At 43.1% G+C, this 19,857-nt stretch carries 25 protein-coding genes; all 25 read left to right on the top strand.

Annotated features, from left to right (window positions below; genetic code table 11):
* Positions 1–17: 17 nt before the first annotated feature.
* The 25 genes from M3180_RS07110 to aroH all read left to right on the top strand — a co-directional run bounded on the left by M3180_RS07110 (position 18) and on the right by aroH (position 19,781).
* Complete coding sequence (locus tag M3180_RS07110; protein WP_251666612.1) at positions 18–197, top strand: hypothetical protein; 180 nt, start codon at positions 18–20, stop codon at positions 195–197.
* 100 nt (positions 198–297) lie between these two features.
* Positions 298–993 carry a (d)CMP kinase gene (gene cmk / locus M3180_RS07105; RefSeq protein WP_251666611.1) on the top strand — a complete coding sequence of 232 codons (696 nt, stop codon included), beginning with the start codon at positions 298–300 and terminating at the stop codon, positions 991–993.
* Entirely contained in the window at positions 994–1,587 is a 594-nt protein-coding gene (locus M3180_RS07100) for a lysophospholipid acyltransferase family protein (protein ID WP_251666610.1), read from the top strand.
* Positions 1,588–1,660: 73 nt separating this feature from the next.
* Positions 1,661–2,878 carry a 30S ribosomal protein S1 gene (rpsA, locus tag M3180_RS07095; RefSeq protein WP_251666609.1) on the top strand — a complete coding sequence of 406 codons (1,218 nt, stop codon included), beginning with the start codon at positions 1,661–1,663 and terminating at the stop codon, positions 2,876–2,878.
* A gap of 115 nt (positions 2,879–2,993) precedes the next feature.
* Complete coding sequence (locus M3180_RS07090) at positions 2,994–3,626, top strand: hypothetical protein (RefSeq protein WP_251666608.1); 633 nt, start codon at positions 2,994–2,996, stop codon at positions 3,624–3,626.
* A 63-nt stretch (positions 3,627–3,689) separates the two neighbouring features.
* Entirely contained in the window at positions 3,690–5,012 is a 1,323-nt protein-coding gene (gene der, locus M3180_RS07085) for a ribosome biogenesis GTPase Der (protein ID WP_251666789.1), read from the top strand.
* Positions 5,013–5,020: 8 nt separating this feature from the next.
* Positions 5,021–5,641 (top strand): glycerol-3-phosphate 1-O-acyltransferase PlsY, encoded by a 621-nt coding sequence (gene plsY, locus M3180_RS07080; protein WP_251666788.1) that lies wholly within the window; start codon positions 5,021–5,023, stop codon positions 5,639–5,641.
* A gap of 2 nt (positions 5,642–5,643) precedes the next feature.
* Positions 5,644–6,669 (top strand): NAD(P)H-dependent glycerol-3-phosphate dehydrogenase, encoded by a 1,026-nt coding sequence (locus M3180_RS07075; RefSeq protein WP_251666607.1) that lies wholly within the window; start codon positions 5,644–5,646, stop codon positions 6,667–6,669.
* A 79-nt stretch (positions 6,670–6,748) separates the two neighbouring features.
* Positions 6,749–7,021, top strand: a complete 273-nt coding sequence (locus M3180_RS07070; RefSeq protein ID WP_251666606.1) for a stage VI sporulation protein F — start codon at positions 6,749–6,751, stop codon at positions 7,019–7,021.
* Between the two features lie 514 nt (positions 7,022–7,535).
* Complete coding sequence (locus tag M3180_RS07065) at positions 7,536–7,715, top strand: DUF2768 family protein (RefSeq protein WP_251666605.1); 180 nt, start codon at positions 7,536–7,538, stop codon at positions 7,713–7,715.
* A gap of 26 nt (positions 7,716–7,741) precedes the next feature.
* Positions 7,742–8,038, top strand: coding sequence for a 2Fe-2S iron-sulfur cluster-binding protein (locus M3180_RS07060; RefSeq protein ID WP_251666604.1), 297 nt, complete (start codon positions 7,742–7,744; stop codon positions 8,036–8,038).
* 20 nt (positions 8,039–8,058) lie between these two features.
* Positions 8,059–8,406 (top strand): 2Fe-2S iron-sulfur cluster-binding protein, encoded by a 348-nt coding sequence (locus tag M3180_RS07055; protein ID WP_251666603.1) that lies wholly within the window; start codon positions 8,059–8,061, stop codon positions 8,404–8,406.
* A gap of 15 nt (positions 8,407–8,421) precedes the next feature.
* Positions 8,422–9,153 (top strand): YphF family lipoprotein, encoded by a 732-nt coding sequence (locus tag M3180_RS07050; RefSeq protein WP_251666602.1) that lies wholly within the window; start codon positions 8,422–8,424, stop codon positions 9,151–9,153.
* Between the two features lie 671 nt (positions 9,154–9,824).
* On the top strand, positions 9,825–11,303 hold the full coding sequence (spoIVA, locus tag M3180_RS07045) for a stage IV sporulation protein A (protein WP_251666601.1): 1,479 nt from the start codon (positions 9,825–9,827) through the stop codon (positions 11,301–11,303).
* Between the two features lie 350 nt (positions 11,304–11,653).
* A complete protein-coding gene (locus M3180_RS07040; protein WP_251666600.1) occupies positions 11,654–11,929 on the top strand; it encodes an HU family DNA-binding protein in 276 nt (91 codons plus the stop codon).
* Positions 11,930–12,071: 142 nt separating this feature from the next.
* Positions 12,072–12,293 (top strand): trp RNA-binding attenuation protein MtrB, encoded by a 222-nt coding sequence (mtrB, locus tag M3180_RS07035; RefSeq protein WP_251666599.1) that lies wholly within the window; start codon positions 12,072–12,074, stop codon positions 12,291–12,293.
* A 166-nt stretch (positions 12,294–12,459) separates the two neighbouring features.
* Positions 12,460–12,990 (top strand): hypothetical protein, encoded by a 531-nt coding sequence (locus tag M3180_RS07030; RefSeq protein ID WP_251666598.1) that lies wholly within the window; start codon positions 12,460–12,462, stop codon positions 12,988–12,990.
* Positions 12,991–13,099: 109 nt separating this feature from the next.
* Complete coding sequence (locus M3180_RS07025) at positions 13,100–13,957, top strand: heptaprenyl diphosphate synthase component 1 (protein ID WP_251666597.1); 858 nt, start codon at positions 13,100–13,102, stop codon at positions 13,955–13,957.
* The gene (locus M3180_RS07020; RefSeq protein WP_285855647.1) at positions 13,954–14,670 is read left to right on the top strand and encodes a demethylmenaquinone methyltransferase; all 717 of its coding nucleotides are present in this window, start codon (positions 13,954–13,956) and stop codon (positions 14,668–14,670) included. The genes M3180_RS07025 and M3180_RS07020 overlap by 4 nt, the downstream gene beginning before the upstream one ends.
* Positions 14,671–14,715: 45 nt before the next feature.
* Positions 14,716–15,690, top strand: coding sequence for a polyprenyl synthetase family protein (locus M3180_RS07015; RefSeq protein ID WP_251666596.1), 975 nt, complete (start codon positions 14,716–14,718; stop codon positions 15,688–15,690).
* 26 nt (positions 15,691–15,716) lie between these two features.
* Positions 15,717–16,160 (top strand): nucleoside-diphosphate kinase, encoded by a 444-nt coding sequence (gene ndk, locus M3180_RS07010; protein WP_251666595.1) that lies wholly within the window; start codon positions 15,717–15,719, stop codon positions 16,158–16,160.
* Positions 16,161–16,181: 21 nt separating this feature from the next.
* Complete coding sequence (locus M3180_RS07005) at positions 16,182–16,964, top strand: CheR family methyltransferase (RefSeq protein WP_251666594.1); 783 nt, start codon at positions 16,182–16,184, stop codon at positions 16,962–16,964.
* Positions 16,965–17,147: 183 nt separating this feature from the next.
* Positions 17,148–18,317 (top strand): chorismate synthase, encoded by a 1,170-nt coding sequence (gene aroC, locus M3180_RS07000; RefSeq protein ID WP_251666593.1) that lies wholly within the window; start codon positions 17,148–17,150, stop codon positions 18,315–18,317.
* A 1-nt stretch (position 18,318) separates the two neighbouring features.
* Positions 18,319–19,413 carry a 3-dehydroquinate synthase gene (gene aroB / locus M3180_RS06995; RefSeq protein ID WP_251666592.1) on the top strand — a complete coding sequence of 365 codons (1,095 nt, stop codon included), beginning with the start codon at positions 18,319–18,321 and terminating at the stop codon, positions 19,411–19,413.
* 2 nt (positions 19,414–19,415) lie between these two features.
* Entirely contained in the window at positions 19,416–19,781 is a 366-nt protein-coding gene (gene aroH / locus M3180_RS06990; protein WP_251666591.1) for a chorismate mutase, read from the top strand.
* The last annotated feature ends 76 nt before the right edge of the window (positions 19,782–19,857 follow it).

Raw genomic sequence — 19,857 nt, 5'->3', positions numbered from 1 at the left:
CCAAAAAGGAGGATCCCATGAAGCCTTGGCGTCACTATACGAAATGGATCGACCACTACTGTAAGCGAGCGATAATGGTCGTTCTGATCTGCTTGCTTGTTATATTTATTACTCAGTTTTTTATGCAATTTGACATTGTACGTGATGTTCTCGTTCCGACTGAGCGCTGGGAAGGAAGGCGGCTGCTCGAGCCGTAGTTTTGCAACAAAATTAGAACTATGGTACAATATTAATCGATAATTGCAGGCGTGGCCTGCTTTTTGTTTGGCCTCATCTTGAAGGGAGTTGCCCATAGCTATGACATTAACTTCTATTGATCGCATTAATATAGCGATCGATGGTCCTGCTGGGGCTGGCAAAAGTACAGTTGCTCGTAAAGTAGCCGCAGCATTGAACTATGTTTATGTAGACACAGGGGCAATGTATCGTGCCGTTGCCTTGCACGCTTTACGCAATGGCATAAAGCCATCGCAAGCGTCTGAGCTGCAAGCTTTAGTAGAAGCGATAGATCTAAAGCTAGTACCAACACCAGAAGGACAAAAAATCCTGCTACATAATGAAGACGTTACAGAGCTGATTCGATCTAGAGAGGTAACTGCTCAGGTATCTCATTATGCCTCTGATGAGCATGTGCGAAAAAAACTCGGCGATATGCAGCGCTTGCTCGCTAAGCATAAAGGCATCGTAATGGATGGACGTGACATTGGCACACATGTACTGCCTGATGCTGAGCTGAAAATTTTCTTAACTGCTTCGGTTGAGGAACGTGCCTTACGACGTTATCGTGAGTTAACAGAGAGCAATTACATTCCGCTTGAACAGCTTGAAGCTGAAATTGCTGCAAGGGATAAACTCGATGAAACGAGAGATATTGCCCCGTTAATTCAAGCCGAGGATGCACTGCTGCTTGATAGCAGCGATATGTCCATTGATGAAGTGGTAGCCTTCATTGTAAAGCTTGGTAATACAAAGCTTATGGGGGTAAGTGAATAAATGTCCTATACGATATTCAGAGCTATTTTACGATTTATTTATCGAGTGTTATTCCGAATTAAAGCTACGGGGACTGAGAATATTCCAGCAGAAGGGGCAGTAATTATTGCCTCTAACCATATAAGTCTACTAGACCCGCCAGCTGTTGGTGTGCTCATTGAGCGCAAAGTTCATTTCATGGCGAAAGAAGAGTTATTCAAAATCCCTTTGCTTGGTCCGCTAATTAAATCCTTTGGAGCGTACCCTGTAAAGCGTGGTGGAGTAAGCATTGATGCGATTAAGTCATCCATCAATATACTGAAATCAGGTAAGGTAATGGGGATTTTCCCTGAAGGAACTCGTCAGAAAACAGATGATCCCAACGCGTCGCTTGGAGCTAAAAAGGGAACTGCCATGATTGCACTACGCAGTAAAGCGGTTGTTGTTCCTGTTGCAATTGTAGGAAACTACAAGCTGTTTCGTCGTACTCTTATCGTGTACGGCAAGCCTGTTGACATTGAAGCCGTTACGGCAAGTGAAGGACAGGACATTTATGAAGCAGTTACAGGAGAAATTATGAACCAAATTCATAAGTTAAAAGCATCAGTTAAATAGTTTTATTGCTGAATACCTTTCTGTATTGAGCTTTAAATATTAATAAGGTTTATGAATTGAGGAGGTTATATACATGTCTGAAGAAACTAAAGTTCAAGATTCTGTAGTTGAGGAATCGAATCAAGCAGCATTAGATGAAATGGTGTCGTTGAAAAAAGGTGACACTGTGAAGGGTACAATTGTTAAAATTGAAGATAACGTAGCTTATGTAAGCGTTGGTTATAAATATGATGGAATCATTACACTGCGTGAACTATCATCCGTTCCTGTAGAACAAGCAGCTGAAGTTGTTAAGGTGGGCGAAGAAGTTGAGCTTAAAGTTCTTTCCATTAACGACAGCAAGGAAACAATGACGCTATCCAAACGTCTTGTTGACAACGAAAAAGGCTGGGATGACATTGAAAAGCATTTTGAGCAAGGTGATGTATTTGAAGTTGTCGTTGCTGATGTAGTAAAAGGCGGCCTTGTTGCTGATGTTGGCGTACGCGCATTTATTCCTGCTTCGATGGTTGAACGTCATTTCGTTGAAGATTTCAGTGATTACAAAGGTCGTACACTTCGCGTCATCGTTAAGGAAATTGATCGCGAAAACAATAAAGTTATTCTATCTCAAAAAGATGTGCTTGAAGCTGAGTATGAAAAAGAAAAAGCAGCCAAGCTTGCATCATTGCAGGTTGGGCAAGAGCTAACAGCTACTGTTCAGCGCATTGCGCCATTCGGTGCTTTTGTTGATCTTGGTGGTGTAGACGGCTTAGTTCATGTTTCTGAGCTTGCATGGGAGCATGTAAAAGATCCAGCAGAGGTCGTGTCTGTTGGTCAAGAGGTAACGGTGAAGGTGCTGAAGGTAGAAGCTGAAAAAGGAAAAATTAGCCTTTCTATTAAAGCAGCTCAGCCTGGTCCATGGGAAACAGCAGCAACACAATTCAATGTTGATGACGTTGTTGACGGCAAAGTGAAGCGAGTGACTACTTTCGGTGCATTTGTTGAAATTACACCAGGTGTTGAAGGTCTCGTGCACATTTCCCAGCTAGCTCATCGTCATGTTAATTCCCCATATGAGGTAGTGAAAGAAGGACAAGAGGTTCAAGTGAAAATTCTTGAATTTAATCCATCTGATAAGCGCGTGAGCCTAAGCATTAAAGCAACACAAGAGGCTCCAGCTCATGAGGAAACTGATCATCCAGTGCCTGATATGAAGGAAATCAACAATCCTGATGTAAGCTTAAACGGTAACAATATGAGCTACTCCTTGGCAGAACGCTTTGGAGATAAGCTAAGCCAATTTAAGTAAGCGAATGTTAATGTGATGAAGCCTCAGCCTGGTTTATGAAGACCAGGTTGGGGCTTTTTGCTGCTTTAGCAATAATTGTGCTTCGAACCGTGCATATTATGTAGGGGTGATCACAATGGTTGAAGGATATTGGACTGCATTATGCTGTGTTATGCTCATAATTATGATTGCAACAGGCTGGAAACGCTGGATCGAAAGGCATATTAAGCTAGTCATTCTTATACCGATTGTTATACTCATATGGATCGGAGAATTAATAAATTGGAGCTTTGATGTTTTTATAAGCAATAGTATGCTTACTATTTCATCCTCGTTTATTGTGATTAGCTTGCTGCAGTTCATCGCTCTAATATTGAATACTAGAATTGAGCTAAAGCTGGTCGCGCTTTATACGATGGTGCTTGCCTTATCCTTAACGATGCTGCGAGCATTTACGGCCATATCACCTTGGGCTGGTGCGAATATTACATTAGTTAATATTGCGTTCGTAAGTGGGATGCTCCTTGTGCTATTGCAGCTTCACTACTCTACCTATGCGCTAATTCTCTTCTGGGGAGCGACGCTCGCGGAGCCTTTGCTTATGTGGCAGCAGCGTGGAGAATACAATGGAACACTAGGTAGCTTGCTTTGGTGGGATTACGTTTCATTATCCATGTTATGTACAGTTGTGATCAAATCAGTATGGACGATAGTAGGAAGATTAATGTTAACTGTCGTGCAATCATTAGGAAAAAAGATGAAAAGTTAGCCAATCGAACACTTTTTTGCTATGATGGAGTACGAAAGTATGATTAGAGGAGTGGACATCCATATGGCTAGACCCGTAATTGCAATTGTCGGTCGACCAAATGTCGGGAAATCTACGATTTTCAACCGCATTATTGGTGATCGCCTTGCCATAGTTGAGGACAAACCGGGGGTAACAAGAGACCGTTTATATGGAACTGCGGAATGGAACGGAATACCATTCAGCATAATAGATACAGGCGGAATTGAAATTGATGGCGATGATGAAATCATGCGCTCGGTAAAAATGCAAGCTGAGCTCGCTATAGCAGAAGCTGATGTTATTATTTTTATGGTTGATGCGAAGGTAGGGATTGCGCACGCAGATGATGAAGTAGCGCAAATGCTATATCGTTCAAAAAAGCCTGTCGTATTGGCCGTTAATAAGGTGGACAATGAAAATAGACAGGAAGAGGTTTATGAGTTTTATGCACTTGGTTTCGGTGACCCGATTGCAATATCTGGCGCTCATGGTCTTGGAATAGGTGATTTATTAGAAGCTGCTACTGCACTATTACCAGCACCAAAAGAAGAGGAATATGATGATGATGTCATTAAGGTTGCCTTAATCGGTAGACCGAATGTAGGGAAATCATCGTTAGTTAATGCTCTGCTTGGAGAAGACCGCGTAATCGTTAGTAACATTGCAGGAACAACTCGTGATGCAATCGACACACCATTTGAGGTTGATGGACAAAAGTATGTGTTGATTGATACCGCTGGTATGAGAAAACGCGGAAAAGTATATGAAACGACAGAGAAATACAGCGTCATGCGTGCTATGAAAGCAATTGAGCGTGCGGATGTCGTGCTTGTTCTTATTAATGGTGAAGAAGGGATCATCGAGCAAGATAAGCACATTGCGGGCTATGCTCATGAAGCTGGAAAAGCTTCAATCTTCGTCGTAAATAAATGGGATGTTGTTGAAAAAGACGATAAAACGATGCAGAATTTTTCAACGAGCATTCGTGAGCAATTTTTATTTATGACTTATGCTCCGATCGTATTCCTATCTGCTAAAACAAAGCTAAGATTACATAAACTGATCCCAGTCATCAATCATGTATCTGAGCAGCATGCCTTACGCATTCCGACTCATTTGTTAAATGAGGTCGTGTCTGATGCTGTAGCCATTAATCCTGCGCCAACAGATAAAGGTAAACGATTGCGTATTAATTATGTTACACAGGTGGCGACAAAGCCTCCAACCATTATTTGCTTTGTAAATGATCCAGAATTGATGCATTTCTCCTATGAACGTTATTTGGAAAATAAAATTCGAGCAGCGTTCGACTTCGAAGGCACACCTGTACGCATCTATTCTCGAAAAAAATCTGATCAGGATTAGGGGAGAGCATATTGTTACCATTTGTAGCGATAGTCATAAGTTACTTGGTAGGTTCAATTACCTTTAGTATCGTTATTGCGAAACTGTTTAAAGGCATTGATATACGGAATCACGGTAGTGGTAATGCTGGTGCCACGAACACTCTGCGTGTACTAGGAATTGGTCCAGCTATTGCAGTGCTTGCATTGGATTTGCTGAAAGGAATGGGAGGCGTTGTGCTTGCACGCGCCTTATCAGACCTTGAATGGCTTCCTGTTGCATGTGGCTTAGCGGCCATTGTAGGCCATAACTGGCCGATTTGGTTTAAATTCAAAGGTGGAAAAGGAATAGCAACAGCGATTGGCGTATTGTCCGTTCTTGTTTTTATTCCTGCCTTAATCGCTGGTATTATTGCGATTGCAAGTATTTTTATTACGCGATACGTATCATTAGGATCTTTAATATTTACGTTTTTAACACCGATTTTCGTTACCATTTTCCATTTTACACAAGGTGGTACCCAATATAGCTGGGCTAATGTGATCGGTACTGTTATTATTTGTATTTTCGCCTTTATACGTCATCGCTCAAACATCGTTAAGCTGTGGAATGGGACAGAGAATAAGCTAGGCAGCAAGAAAGGGGCTTAATTATGGGCACTGAATCTACATTAAACAAGAAGGCAGCTGTACTTGTAGCAGGGAGCTGGGGAACAGCACTTGCTTATGTACTAGCGTGTAATCAATTCGAAGTGACAATGTGGACGCGTACGGAGGCTCAAGCGAAAGAGATCACTACGCAGCATCATAATGAAAAATATTTGCCCAATCGAGTGCTTCCACCCAACATCACTGCAACAACGGATATGAGACAAGCTTTAGAGGGCGCTAGCATCACACTATTTGTTGCGCCATCAAGTGCGATGCGCTCAGTGGCAGAGGCTGCTGCTCCTTATATTGATCCATCGAGTATTATCGTTCATGCAACGAAGGGCTTCGAGCCTGAGACTTTGAAGCGTATGTCTGTTGTGTTAGCCGAGGAGCTAGGTCGTCCACAGGACGAAATAGCAGTCATCTCTGGCCCTTCACATGCTGAGGAGGTCATTCTAAAGCTGCCTACGACGGTGGTGGTAGCATCGGAGAAGGATGAGATCGCTGAGAAAGCTCAAGAGGCGTTTATGAATTCTTCATTCCGCGTATACACGAATACAGACGTCGTAGGGATCGAAGTGGCAGGGGCGCTAAAAAATATTATCGCGCTAGCTGCTGGGCTTGTGAATGGCTTGCAGCTTGGCGACAACGCCAAGGCAGCATTGCTTACGAGAGGGCTTGCTGAAATTTCACGCCTCGGCGTAGCAATGGGTGCAAACCCACTGACCTTTATAGGATTAGCAGGAGTCGGAGATCTTGTCGTCACAGCTACAAGTCAGCATAGCCGTAACTGGCGTGCAGGATATATGCTTGCCGATGGTACACCACTTCAAGTTGTACTGGAGCGAATGGGTATGGTCGTGGAAGGGGTAAAAACGACACGGGCCGCTTACCATCTTGCAAAGAAATACGACATAGAGATGCCGATTACGGAGCAATTGTATGAGGTGTTGTTTAGTGACCAGCCAATCGATCGTTCTATTGAAGCATTAATGGGACGGATGAAAACGAACGAGATGAATTCGTAGGCCAAAGTATTTTTCGTAACCAGATAGCTTATCTCCACATATGATGTACAGAAATGTGCGAAGTGGAGGAGGTAAGAATATGTCAAAGGATTTATCGAAAGATGTGCTAGGCGCGATTAAACGGAAAACAGGAAAAAATATTTCAACGACATCAGTAAGCAAAGTGGCCAGCACCGTACAACCCGACACGCTAGAGAACGACGTTGAGCTAAGAAAGCTAATTAAACGTGTAGCCACGATGGCAAATATTAAGCTGACAGATGCGAAGATCAATGAGATTGCTCATACGATCCAATCAAGTGGAGTGAAAACCTCCAACCTTGAATCGCTAATGAAGATAATGATGAAATAAGTTCAGCAACAATATGATATGAAATAATCATAACAAGCGGTGAGGATAAGCTTCCTCAGCGCTTGTTTGTTTTTGTTGTGCGGCGAAGTAATAGCGAGTCGAACCCCGCGTAGCAACCGCCCACAAAGAGCTCCAATGGAGTAATGGTAAGGTTTCACAACGAAGCACCCCCCACAAACACTCTAGCGAGTAATAATGAGGCAAGCTCGCGTAGCGACGCCCGCAAAGAGCCCCAGCGGAGTAAAGGTGTTAGTGTAAAAGCGAAGCGGTTGCCTTTGTTTCCAGATTTCTACCAATAAAATACTTTAAGAAATCTGGGAACAACAGCAATTGAAACAACACCTTTACGGAGCGCTGACAACAGCAATTGAAGCCTCACTATGTACGGAGCGCTGACAACAGTAATTGGATACTATCTACGGAGCGCCGACAAGCTTTGTCACATTACTAGAGTGATGCTATAATAGAAACGATTAACGTTTACATACATATTTAGGATAGGGGAATTATGTTTATGGATCCGATGACAAAGATGTGGGTTTCACTTATTGGCATTGGTCTTATGGCACTTGCCGCATTTTTAATTACGTTTGCGCGCTATAAGACAAAGGGTGTAATTAAATTTGTGCTTTCAACAATTGCATTTTTCAGCTTAATTATCGGTTTTTTTCTCGGAGTCATCTCAATAATATAAGGCATAACGATTAGGAGCGGTAAAATATGATTGAATTAACTGGTCGGACGATCACCAAAAAAGTAGAAGCAGAAGAAGGATTAACTTTGCTAGATCATGCGATCAAGCATAATGTGGACTGGAGCTTTTCTTGCACAAGAGGAACATGTGCAAGATGTCGCTGTCTCATTGTTGAGGGCGCGCAATATTTAGAAGAAATTACGGATGAAGAATGGGATCGATTGGAGCCTGAAGAATTTGATGAAGGCTACCGTTTAGGCTGTCAGGCCGTCATAAACAGCAGTGACGCAAAGATTGTAGCCAAAAATAAAACATATTTTTAAGTGATACGGGGGTGCTCCCAATGGACGTACAAGTAACGTTTGAGCCGCTTGCTCGTAAAGTAAAGGTCCGCTCAGGGACAACAGTGCTACAGGCTGCGAGAAGAGCAGGCGTCGCAATAGTAACTCGTTGCGGTGGTAATGCCTCGTGCTTTATGTGTAAGGTTCATATCGAAGATTGGACGGGTCTCGCACCTATGAAGGAGAATGAACGACGAAAGCTGTCTGGGCTAGAGCAAACGGGAACTCGCTTGGCTTGTCAGACAGTCTTGCAGGAAGGACAAGTGGTAATACAGCTTCCACCTGATCCGCTTCGAGCTGCGATTGCCAAGCAGCTGGCACAGCGGCAGGAGGAGGACACTTTATGGTAGGAGAGTTCTAGATACATGACGAAGCATTACAATATGAATAAAATTAAGCTTTCATTTACTGCTACACTTATCGCCTTATTATTATCAGGCTGTTTGTATCCGCAAACAGATTCCTCTTCGACAACCATAGTCTCGAAGGAATCAATGCGCAATGTACAGGCGGCAGTGGATCAATATATGACTGACAAAGGTATTTTGCCGATTCATAATAGCGATTCGACTGTAGATCGTTATGAAAAGTTCCGTGTCAACTTTGATATGTTGAAGCAGGAAGGATATGTAGAAGTATTGCCAAGCTCTTCGTTCGAGGGCGGCGGGAATTATTATTTCTTAATTCTTAATGAGGATACAAAGCCTACAGTCAAGGCACAAAGCATTTACTTGATCCAAAAAATAATCGATGTACAGCGACAGGTGGATGCTTATAAGAGTAACAATGGTGTGCTACCCGCAGCTGATCAAGTCTATGACGGCTTCTACGCTATAGATTACGGAGCATTGGATATGAAGGCTCCGCAGCTTCACAGCATCTACTCAGGCAGCATATCTGAGCTGCTGCTCGGCGAAAGCGGCACGGTCTATATTAATTATGCTAGCGATATTTATCAAATGATGATGCAGCATCCTGATTATGAGCTTACCGATGAAAACGACCTACGCGAGCTGCTTGTCATGTACAGTGATTACGTGCCGGTGAAGTCAGCCAAGTACAAGCTGCATAACGATGAGCCTGTACCATACGAATAATTCAGTCTACTCAGCTTTCAGCACCAAGGAGATCGAATGAAGCTAGAGATTGAGGAGCGCAGCGTACGCAATAGGTACGTGAGCACCGGAAGACTCGGCTGAATTCAAGCTTCGCCGTCGAGCCACCTTCAGTATCACATCGTGATCAAAGGTGTGCTTTTATAACTACAACTTTAAATAAAAGTTCAAAAACTCGACTTTCAGCACCAAGAAGATCGAATGAAGCTAGAGATTGAGGAGCGCAGCGTACGCAATAGTACGTGAGCACCGGAAGACTCGGCTGAATTCAAGCTTCGCCGTCGAGCAACCCTCAGTGTCACTTCGTGATCAAAGTTGAGATTTTTGAACCACATCTACAAGGCTTTCTTTTGTTTGGTTGAGCATTTAACCACCCAATAGCAAGCCTTTTTACGTTTTCATGTATTCAGCACATTCTACAATTGGTCATAAACATAAGCAACTATGAATATAACGATAGAGTGATACATATATTTCAGTCTTGGAAGAGAGATAGCGGAGCAGTGAGAAAAATTGTATGCTATCGGAATATTTGGACAAAGCAAACATATGATATTACAAGTCCAATAAGTATGTACGAGTTGCGTCGCTGGCCTGCCCTTTTGTCCGGTGGATGGCGGCGAACCGGAAAATCAATTGGGAGGGGATATTCAGTGAATAAAGTAGATATTTTCAAGGACATTGCCGAAAGAACTGGCGGGGATATTTACCTCGGAGTAGTCGGTGCAGTCCGTACGGGCAAATCAACCTTCATTAAACGATTTATGGAGACTGTGGTACTTCCCAACATTCCAGTAGAGTCTGAGCGTGTCCGAGCTGTTGATGAGCTGCCGCAAAGCGCCGCAGGAAAAACAATTATGACGACTGAACCGAAGTTTGTACCTAATCAAGCGGTACAACTAAGAGTTTCCGAGGGACTTGAGGTAAATGTAAGGCTTGTTGACTGCGTAGGTTACGCTGTAGACGGGGCAAAGGGCTATGAGGATGAAAACGGTCCGCGTATGATTACTACACCGTGGTTTGACGAGGCGATCCCGTTTCAGGAAGCTGCAGAGATTGGGACCCGTAAAGTGATTCAAGAGCATTCCACGTTAGGTGTTGTAGTTACAACCGATGGCACCATAGCTGAGATCCCTCGCAGCTCGTACGTGGAAGCTGAAGAACGTGTCATTGAAGAGCTTAAAGAGGTCGGTAAGCCTTTCGTGCTGATCGTGAACTCTACTAAGCCTCGCAGTGAAGAAACATTAGCGTTACGAGATGAACTTCAAGAAAAGTACGATATTCCGGTTATCGCCTTAAGCGTTGCGACGATGAACGAAGAAGAGGGCTTAGCTGTTTTACGTGAGGTGCTGTATGAATTCCCAGTACACGAAGTAAATGTTAACTTACCTAGCTGGGTTATGGTATTAAACGAGCAGCATTGGCTTCGTACGAACTTTGAGAATTGTGTCCGTGACACAGTGAAGGATATTCGCAGATTACGCGATGTAGATCGTGTTGTCGGTCAATTCATGGAGTACGAGTTCATTAGTCGTGCAGGCTTGAGCGGTATGGATATGGGTCAGGGTGTAGCTGAAATTGATCTGTACGCTCCTGATGAGCTATACGATCAAATTCTTATGGAAGTGGTCGGTGTTGAGATTCGCGGCAAAGACCATCTGCTAGCACTGATGCAGGAATTTGCACATGCGAAGAAGGAATATGATCGCTTTGCTGAGGCGCTTGAGATGGTTAAAACGACAGGCTACGGCATAGCAGCACCTTCTCTTGCAGAGATGGCGCTGGATGAACCTGAGCTAATTCGTCAAGGCTCACGCTTTGGTGTAAGATTGAAGGCAACAGCTCCGTCAATCCATATGATTAGAGTTGATGTTGAATCAGAATTTGCACCGATCATCGGTACTGAGAAGCAAAGTGAAGAGCTAGTGCGCTACTTAATGCAGGACTTCGAGAACGATCCAATTAAGATTTGGGAGTCTGATATATTCGGACGTTCGCTGCATAACATCGTAAGAGAAGGCATCCAAGGCAAAATTGCGATGATGCCTGACAATGCACGCTACAAGCTACAGGAAACACTTGGCCGAATTATAAATGAAGGCTCTGGTGGTCTAATTGCAATCATATTATAATGCTCCAAGCTGTTAGTCAAAAACCTCCTGTTATCGATGACGATAACAGGAGGTTTTTTGTATCGTATGTATGATAGTACGTCGAAAGAGTAAAGATAGTTTAGAATAGGACAAGCGAATTTGAAAATAGTTCTGAGGCTACTAGCTTCGTTGAAAGAATCGTATTAAGATGAAACAAACCTAGCTCAAAACTTAGAAAAGACAAGTCACTTCAAGCAATTATATAAAAGTTACAGCAATACTTGTATTTGCTCGTCCCTTGTATTACTATAGTTTTATTGTCAAAAGGTATATATTTCTAGAAAAAGGTCAATATGAGAAATAACAGCCTACGTTAAGGAGGTGAAACTATGAATAAAACGGATTTAATTAATCAGGTTTCAGAGCTATCTGGTCTATCAAAAAAGGATGCAGGTAAAGCAGTGGATGCTGTATTTGAAGCAATCGGTGATGCGCTTCAGAGCGGGGACAAAGTTCAACTTGTTGGCTTTGGTAACTTTGAGGTGCGCGAGCGTCAAGCACGCAAAGGCCGCAACCCACAAACAGGTGAAGAAATCGAAATTGCTGCAAGCAAAATCCCAGCGTTTAAGCCTGGTAAGCAGTTAAAAGAAATCGTTGCACAATAGTGCATGTGAAAATTAAAGCTACGGGTCTTCTATGACTGCTGTAGCTTTTTTTATATGGAACTGAACGGATCAGCATTGCGAATTCATCGAATATCCAATATAATGCATGAGAATGCTTGTTACAGAAAGCGAGGTATAAACAATGGAGCAGCAAACAGGTGATTATGTTGTTATTAGAGCGAAAGACGCAGGAGTAACGATCATGGGATTAACTCGTGGACAGGATACTCGATTTCATCATACAGAAAAGCTAGATAAAAACGAAGTGCTAATATGTCAATTTACAGACCATACTTCTGCAATCAAAATTCGAGGTAAGGCTCACGTCTTAACGCGTTACGGCGAAATTCATACGGATGAATAGTCGATACATAGTCAATCCCAGCAACTAGAGCTGGGATTTTTCTATATACCTAACCCTAATTGTCGTTGATTGTGCAGCAATCACTATAAAACTCTCGAAAAGTTGAATATTGTGTACAAGTCAACCGTACACTGTTATAAATGATGTAGAGAGTGAGCGATTGTTAATGAGAATAGCATTAGCACTGCTTAAAGGATTAGTTGTCGTCATCCTGTTATTGGGAATCGTTTTAATAGTCAGCCGTTATGTCGAAGTGCCAAAAACTCATTTGGCAGCGATGACACATCATAAAAGTGAGCCGTTGACTAACAATAATCTCGTTGATGTACTGTCTGAACATATTGATACAACGACGCTAAGTGCGATTAAGCTGCAGCACGGTGTATTGCAAGTTGAGTTATTGTTAAAGCAAGACGAAACGATTCAAGAGCAGCTATATCGAGTTGTACCTATGTATATTGCGCTTGCATTTTACTACGGCAACAATATTGAACAGCTGAAGCTGAAGGTATACAGAGAAGAGAAGTTTAAGCAAGAGCAGCAACAATTGCTTCAGCTTACGATTCATCAAGACGACGTTTGGCTTGAAAAAGGGCTTGAGCAGTTAGAGGATATCCATTGGCTTGAAGATCGGACTTGGAATGAATGGCTTCGAATCAGAAAGTCAGCTTTTTGGCCATTACACTATGAGATTTAAGAAAGATTCGATGTCGTAATAACCTTTCTAGGAATGACAGAAAATATATGATATAATAATTTGCATTGTAAAGAGGAATGTTACCTATTTTTGTTCGGAGGCTTCATCAATGAAAAAATACCGTGTAGCCGATGCTGCAGCACCATTTGTCCAATATGATATGATTCAGCAACATACAGAGCTCCCTGCGTATGCAGAGCCTAGATTGCAGTTGCTATTCGGTGCCCTTAGAAGCTCTAATATCAATATGGAGCGTTCGGAGCTATATAATATAGTAACAGCTTTAGTTCAACTAGGTATGGATACCCATGATCTTATCGATACGGAGATTGGACAACGAACGGAAGAGCAAATGCGTTCAAGACAATTAAAAATTTTAGCAGGTGATTACTTTAGTGCGCGCTTTTACCACTTGTTGGCTAAGGCTGGAGAAGTGGAGCTTATTGGGCTATTAAGTAAAGCGGTTGCAGATGTGAATCGCATGAAGGTTACGCTATATGAGAAGGTTCAGGCAGCTACTCTTTCTGCAGAGGACTATTTAAGTAGCCGAATAAATCTTAAAAGTGAGATGTTTCAGCCTTTTAAGCGATTCTTTGAAGATCCGCTGCACAGCATATGGGAAGAGCTGCTTCACTATGTGTCTCGTTTTGAAGTAATCTATGAGGAGCTAAAAAACAGTTTGGCAGCGGGCGGCTATGCGCGCAGCTTCGCTTACTGGTCATTGCTCGGCATGACGATAACAGCTGAGGAAAAAACATTAATTAAACAAAATGAATATGAGCATTTACTTGAAAAATATAAGATTCAGCATTTTATGCTAGACAAGCTACATACAGCGCATGAAGCGATTCATCGCTTGTTAGATCATGAGCATTTTTCCGAGCTGAAGCTTGAGCTTCATGCATTAATGGAGGAAATGGCGATGAAAGTTGCGAAATATTCAATGAAACGAGTGGAGGCCCAATGAGTTCTAACTCTATGCAAGATTCTTCTAAAAGTCATGTGCATGATCTATTCGAAAATATTGCACCGAAATACGATAAAATGAATGATATTATGAGCTTCAGGCAGCATAAGACTTGGCGCAAAAAAACGATGCAGCTCATGGATGTGAAGTCAGGGCAAACCGCACTCGATTTATGCTGCGGTACGTGTGACTGGACGATTGATTTAGCTAAGGCTAGTGGAACAGGTAACATAGTTGGTCTTGATTTTAGTGAGCAGATGCTAGCAGTTGGCAAACGCAAAGTAGCAGCCGCTGGATTAAGTGACCAAATTAAGCTTGTGCAAGGTAATGCAATGGAGCTTCCTTTTGCTGATAACTCGTTTGACTTTGTCACGATTGGATTTGGGCTTAGGAATGTACCTGATTATAAGCAGGTCGTATCCGAAATGCTGCGCGTAGTAAAGCCAGGTGGGAAAATTGTCTGCCTCGATATGTCAAAGCCTCAGGCGCAGCCATTTAAGAGCATTTATTATTTTTACTTCGAGAAAATTGTACCGTTGCTTGGTAAAGCTTTTGCAAAACAGTTTGCAGCCTACAAGTGGCTGCCAGATTCCTTACAGCTTTTTTTAGATGCGAAAGAGCTTAAAGCACTGTTTGAGGAAGCTGGCTCCAAAAACGTCTATGTAAAAAACTTTTTCTTCGGTATTGCAGCGTTGCATATCGGACAAAAGTAAGCGGGTGAGAAAAAGTATAGTTGCCGCAACGGTTAGGGTGAGAATATGAAACTGATGGAAATATACGCCAAAATGAAGGGCGATATTAATAAAATAGAAAATGAGCTAGAGCGTGTCGTGACTGACGAGCAACCGTTGCTATCAGATGCGGCGCTTCATCTGCTTAAAGCAGGTGGCAAGCGGATACGACCAATCTTCGTACTACTTGGCGGAAAGTTTGGGTCGTATCATTTTGAGGAGCTTAAAAAGGTAGCCGTCACACTCGAGCTTATACACATGGCTTCGCTTGTGCATGATGACGTAATCGATGATGCTACTACGCGCAGAGGGCAATTAACGGTAAAGTCTAAATGGGACAATCGCATTGCGATGTACACAGGGGATTATATTCACGGCCAAGCGTTAACGCAAATTGCTCAAATTAATAACCCGATCGTACATCAAATGCTGTCAAAGGCACTTGTAGAGATGTGTATTGGAGAAATGGAACAAATACGCGACTTCTTTAATACGGATCAGTCGATACGCAATTACTTGCTGCGCATCAGACGGAAAACGGCATTGCTGCTTGCGATTAGCACACAGCTCGGTGGAATTGTCTCTGGGTGCAGCCCACAGCATTATAATGCGTTATATCGTTATGGTTACAATGTTGGTATGGCTTTTCAAATTCGGGATGATTTGCTCGATCTGTACGGAACAGAGAAGCAAATTGGCAAACCTCCAGGATCAGATATTCGCCAAGGCAACATTACGCTTCCTGTCATTCTTGCATTGCAGGATGAAGCTGTTCGTGAGCCTCTCCTTCAGGAGATTAAAAGAATCCATTCCGAGGGTGACGGTGCGGATACGAGCAAAGCCATTCATTACATTCGTAGAAGCGAGGGAAGCCAGCTTGCAGATGAGTTGGCCAATCGTTATATTGCAAAAGCGTTAGCGGTTCTGGAGCAACTGCCCGCTAATTCAGCACGTAAAAGCCTAACTGAAATTGCTCATTTTGTTGGTAAGAGAAATTACTAATGCGCTTAGGGGAAGGGGCATTATCGATGGAAAGAACATTCTTAATGATTAAGCCTGATGGCGTACAAAGAGGGTTAATTGGTGAGCTCGTCACACGATTCGAGAAAAAAGGCTTGAAGCTAGTCGCTGCAAAGTTTATGAAGATATCAGAAGAGCTTGCTGAGCGCCATTACGGAGAGCATAAAGGAAAGCCATTTTACGATAAATTAGTTGAATTCATTACATCCGGACCTGTGTTTGCAATGGTATGGGAAGGCGATAATGTCATTGCTTTAACACGTGCGATGATTGGTAAAACCAATGCAGTTGAAGCAGCACCGGGAACGATCCGTTCCGATTATGCAGTACATACAAATTTTAATCTTATCCATGGATCTGATTCCGAAGAGAACGCTGCTAGAGAAATATCCATCTTCTTCTCTAAGCAGGAGCTTGTCGAGTATGAGCATAGCATCCAGCGCTGGATTTAAGCTTGATAGGGGGGCTTAAATATGACAGACGACTTGGACTTTCTACGATTTATTGACAACATAAAGAAGAAGACTGCGATAGATTTATCGCTTTACAAGGAAGCTCAGATGAAGCGCAGACTCACTACTCTTCGTCTTAAGCATGGATACACAACGTTCGAAACCTATTACGAGGCGCTTGTGCAGCAACCAGCTATGCTTGAGGAGTTTCTAGACCGGATGACTATTAATGTTTCGGAGTTTTGGAGAAATCCTCAGCGCTGGGACATACTGCGTCAGCAGTTTTTACCGGATATGATTAGCGTGTCCTCTTCCAAGCTGAAAATATGGAGTGCTGCTTGTTCTACGGGTGAAGAGCCCTATACGCTTGCGATGATTCTTGATGATCTGGGAGCTCTTCATAAAACAACCTTGCTGGCTACGGATCTAGATCAAGGTGTGCTGAAAAAAGCGCAACAGGGCTATTATTTGGATCGCTCGGTAAGAGATGTGCCTGCATCCTTTCTAAAAAAATACTTTTTGGAAGAAGAAGGCGTATACTCCGTAAAGCCTGAATTGAAACGCGTGGTCGACTTTAGACAGCAAAATTTATTGTACGATGCATTTGATTCGGAGTTCGATCTCATTGTGTGTCGTAATGTCATGATTTATTTTACAGAAGAAGCTAAGCATGATTTGTATCATAAATTCGCAAAAGCACTGAAAAAGGGTGGTATATTGTTCGTTGGCAGTACCGAGCAAATCTTTACTCCATCACAATATGGATTCGAAACTGCCGATACATTTTTCTATCGAAAATGCTAACTATTAAGGCTGTAATGATGAGGTGAGCACAGGTGCCTTCATATTGATCGCACAGCTCACCTTGTTCTGCTTTTGCTTGCAGTTTCTTGTCAAACCCGCAGTGCTGTACTATAATGAGCAAAGATGTTTACGGCATTACACTAAAGCAGAACAATGTTTTGCATGTTGAAGGAGGAGCTAGTTTTGAGTTTACGTTACTTAACAGCAGGGGAAACCCACGGTCCTCAGCTGACCGCTATTATAGAGGGATTACCTAGTAATTTAACGCTAGATTTTGAAGAGCTGAATTTTCAGCTACAGCGTCGTCAGAAGGGCCACGGCAGAGGACGTCGTATGCAAATCGAGAAGGATACTGCGAATATTGTAGGTGGTGTTCGTCACGGTAAAACGACAGGTGCGCCTGTAGCGCTAGTTGTTGAGAATAACGACTGGAAGCATTGGACGAAAGTGATGAATATCGAGCCGATTGAAGGCAACGATGAGACAAAACGTCGCGTTCACCGTCCACGTCCAGGTCATGCCGATCTTAATGGTGGCTTGAAGTATAACTTGAAGGATCTGCGCAACGTACTTGAACGTTCCTCCGCAAGAGAGACGGCTGCTCGTGTTGCTGTCGGTGCAGTAGCAAGACAGCTTCTGGCTGAATTCGGTATTAAAGTAGCGGGTCAGGTTATTCGTATTGGTGAGATTGAGGCACCTAAAAATAACCTTCCAATTGATGAGCTTATCGCACGTACTGAGGAATCATCAGTTCGTGTTGTGGACAAAGAGACGGAAGAAAAAATGACAGCTTACATCGATCAAATTAAGCAGGAAGGCGACTCCATTGGTGGTATTGTAGAATGTATCATTGAAGGGGTGCCAATCGGACTAGGCAGTCATGTTCAGTGGGATCGTAAGCTTGATGCACGTATTGCTCAAGCAGTTGTATCCATTAACGCGTTCAAGGGTGTAGAGATCGGTATCGGATTTGAAGCAGCACAATTGCGCGGCTCAGAGGTACATGACGAAATTCTATATACACCAGAGAAGGGCTATCATCGTGCAACGAATCGCTTAGGCGGCTTCGAAGGCGGTATGACAAACGGAGAGCAGATCGTAGTGCGTGGTGTTATGAAGCCAATTCCAACACTGTACAAGCCACTTCGTAGTGTAGATATTGATACAAAAGAAGAGTTTACAGCACAGGTTGAACGTTCTGACAGCTGTGCGGTACCTGCTGCAAGCGTCGTGCTAGAACATGTTGTAACTTGGGAAGTTGCTCGTGCATTCCTTGAGAAATTCGGTGGAGATTCGATCGAGGAAATTCACGCTAACCTTAAAAACTATAAAGAGCAATTGGAGAACTACTAGAATGCGTCAGCTGAATGTTGAGCTTGGCGAACGTTCTTATCCGATTTATATAGGGGAAGGCCTCTTAGCTGAGGTCTCTTCTTTTTTCGAAAATCATGGTATAGGCAAAAAATCTCCACTCATGATTGTGACGGATGAGAAGGTAGCTCCTCTATACTTAGATGATATTACTGCTTCACTATCGTCTGCTGGCTATCGCGTAGTATCTGCAGTCGTTCCATCAGGTGAGCAGTCAAAATCACTGGCGAATTTGGAACAGCTTGTTTCCAAAGCACTGGAAGGCGGCTTGGACCGTAAATCAGCGATTATAGCGCTTGGTGGTGGAGTTGTCGGAGACTTGGCTGGCTTTGCTGCTGCATCTTATATGCGTGGTGTAAAATTTATCCAAATTCCTACGACGATCCTTGCACATGATAGCAGTGTTGGCGGCAAGGTTGCGGTGAACCATCCGATGGCTAAAAATATTATCGGAGCATTCCATCAGCCTGAATTCGTGTTGTATGACTTAAACACATTGCAAAGCTTACCTGAGCGTGAAGTAAAGGCTGGATTATCTGAAGTGGTTAAGCATGGCTTGATTTGGGATGAGTCATTCGTTCAGTGGTGCATCGAGCATGCCAATGACTTAATCAAGATGAAGCCTGATGCTTTAGGTTATGCGTTATATAAAGGGTGCGGCGTGAAGGCACAGGTTGTGTCACAAGATGAAAAAGAATCAAGTCTAAGAGCAATTTTGAATTTGGGGCATACGATCGGTCATGCACTAGAAGCTGTCGCTGGCTACAATGAGCTTCTGCATGGAGAGGCGATCTCCATCGGGATGATTGGATCAGCTAAGCTAGGGGTGCGATACGGCGCTTCTGAAGAGCTTTTACGCGTTACGACTTTAGCGCTTGAAAGCTGTGGACTGCCAACGCGTATCCCAGCACATTATGATACAGATGATATCATTGCAGCGATGATGCATGACAAAAAATTCTCCGAAGGAACGGTCGTATTCGTTGTTCCAACCGAGATCGGTAAAGTGGAGATAAAGCCAGATGTACCTGTACAGTGGGTAAGAGAAATAATCGAAGAGCTTAAGCAGGAGGCATAATCATGAGAGTTCGTGGAATTAGAGCAGCTGCAACTGTTGAGGCGAATGATGCAGCACAGATTAAAGAAGTTACACTAGCGATGCTACAGACACTAATCCAGGAGAATGATGTACAGCCTGAAGATGTTGCGAGCATTCTCATTACGGTAACGCAGGATTTGGATCAGGCGTTTCCAGCACAAACGATTCGACAGCTTCCAGGCTGGGAGCTCGTACCATTAATGTGTTCCTTAGAGGTTCCTGTGCAGGGTAGTCTCGAAAAATGTGTGCGCTTGATGGTCCTTGTTAATACAGAAAAGGCGCAGCATGAGATTAAGCATGTTTATCTTGGTGGCGCTAAGGTGCTTCGACCTGATTTGGTAAAGTGATTGACAAATTTAAGGTGAATAGCGTATAGTAAAAATTAGATGAGATGAGTTTAGATGAGATGTTTTAGAGATGAGA

Source organism: Paenibacillus camelliae, assembly GCF_023715345.1.
Taxonomy (GTDB): domain Bacteria; phylum Bacillota; class Bacilli; order Paenibacillales; family Paenibacillaceae; genus Pristimantibacillus; species Pristimantibacillus camelliae.
This window is presented reverse-complemented; position numbering and strand designations above follow the sequence as displayed.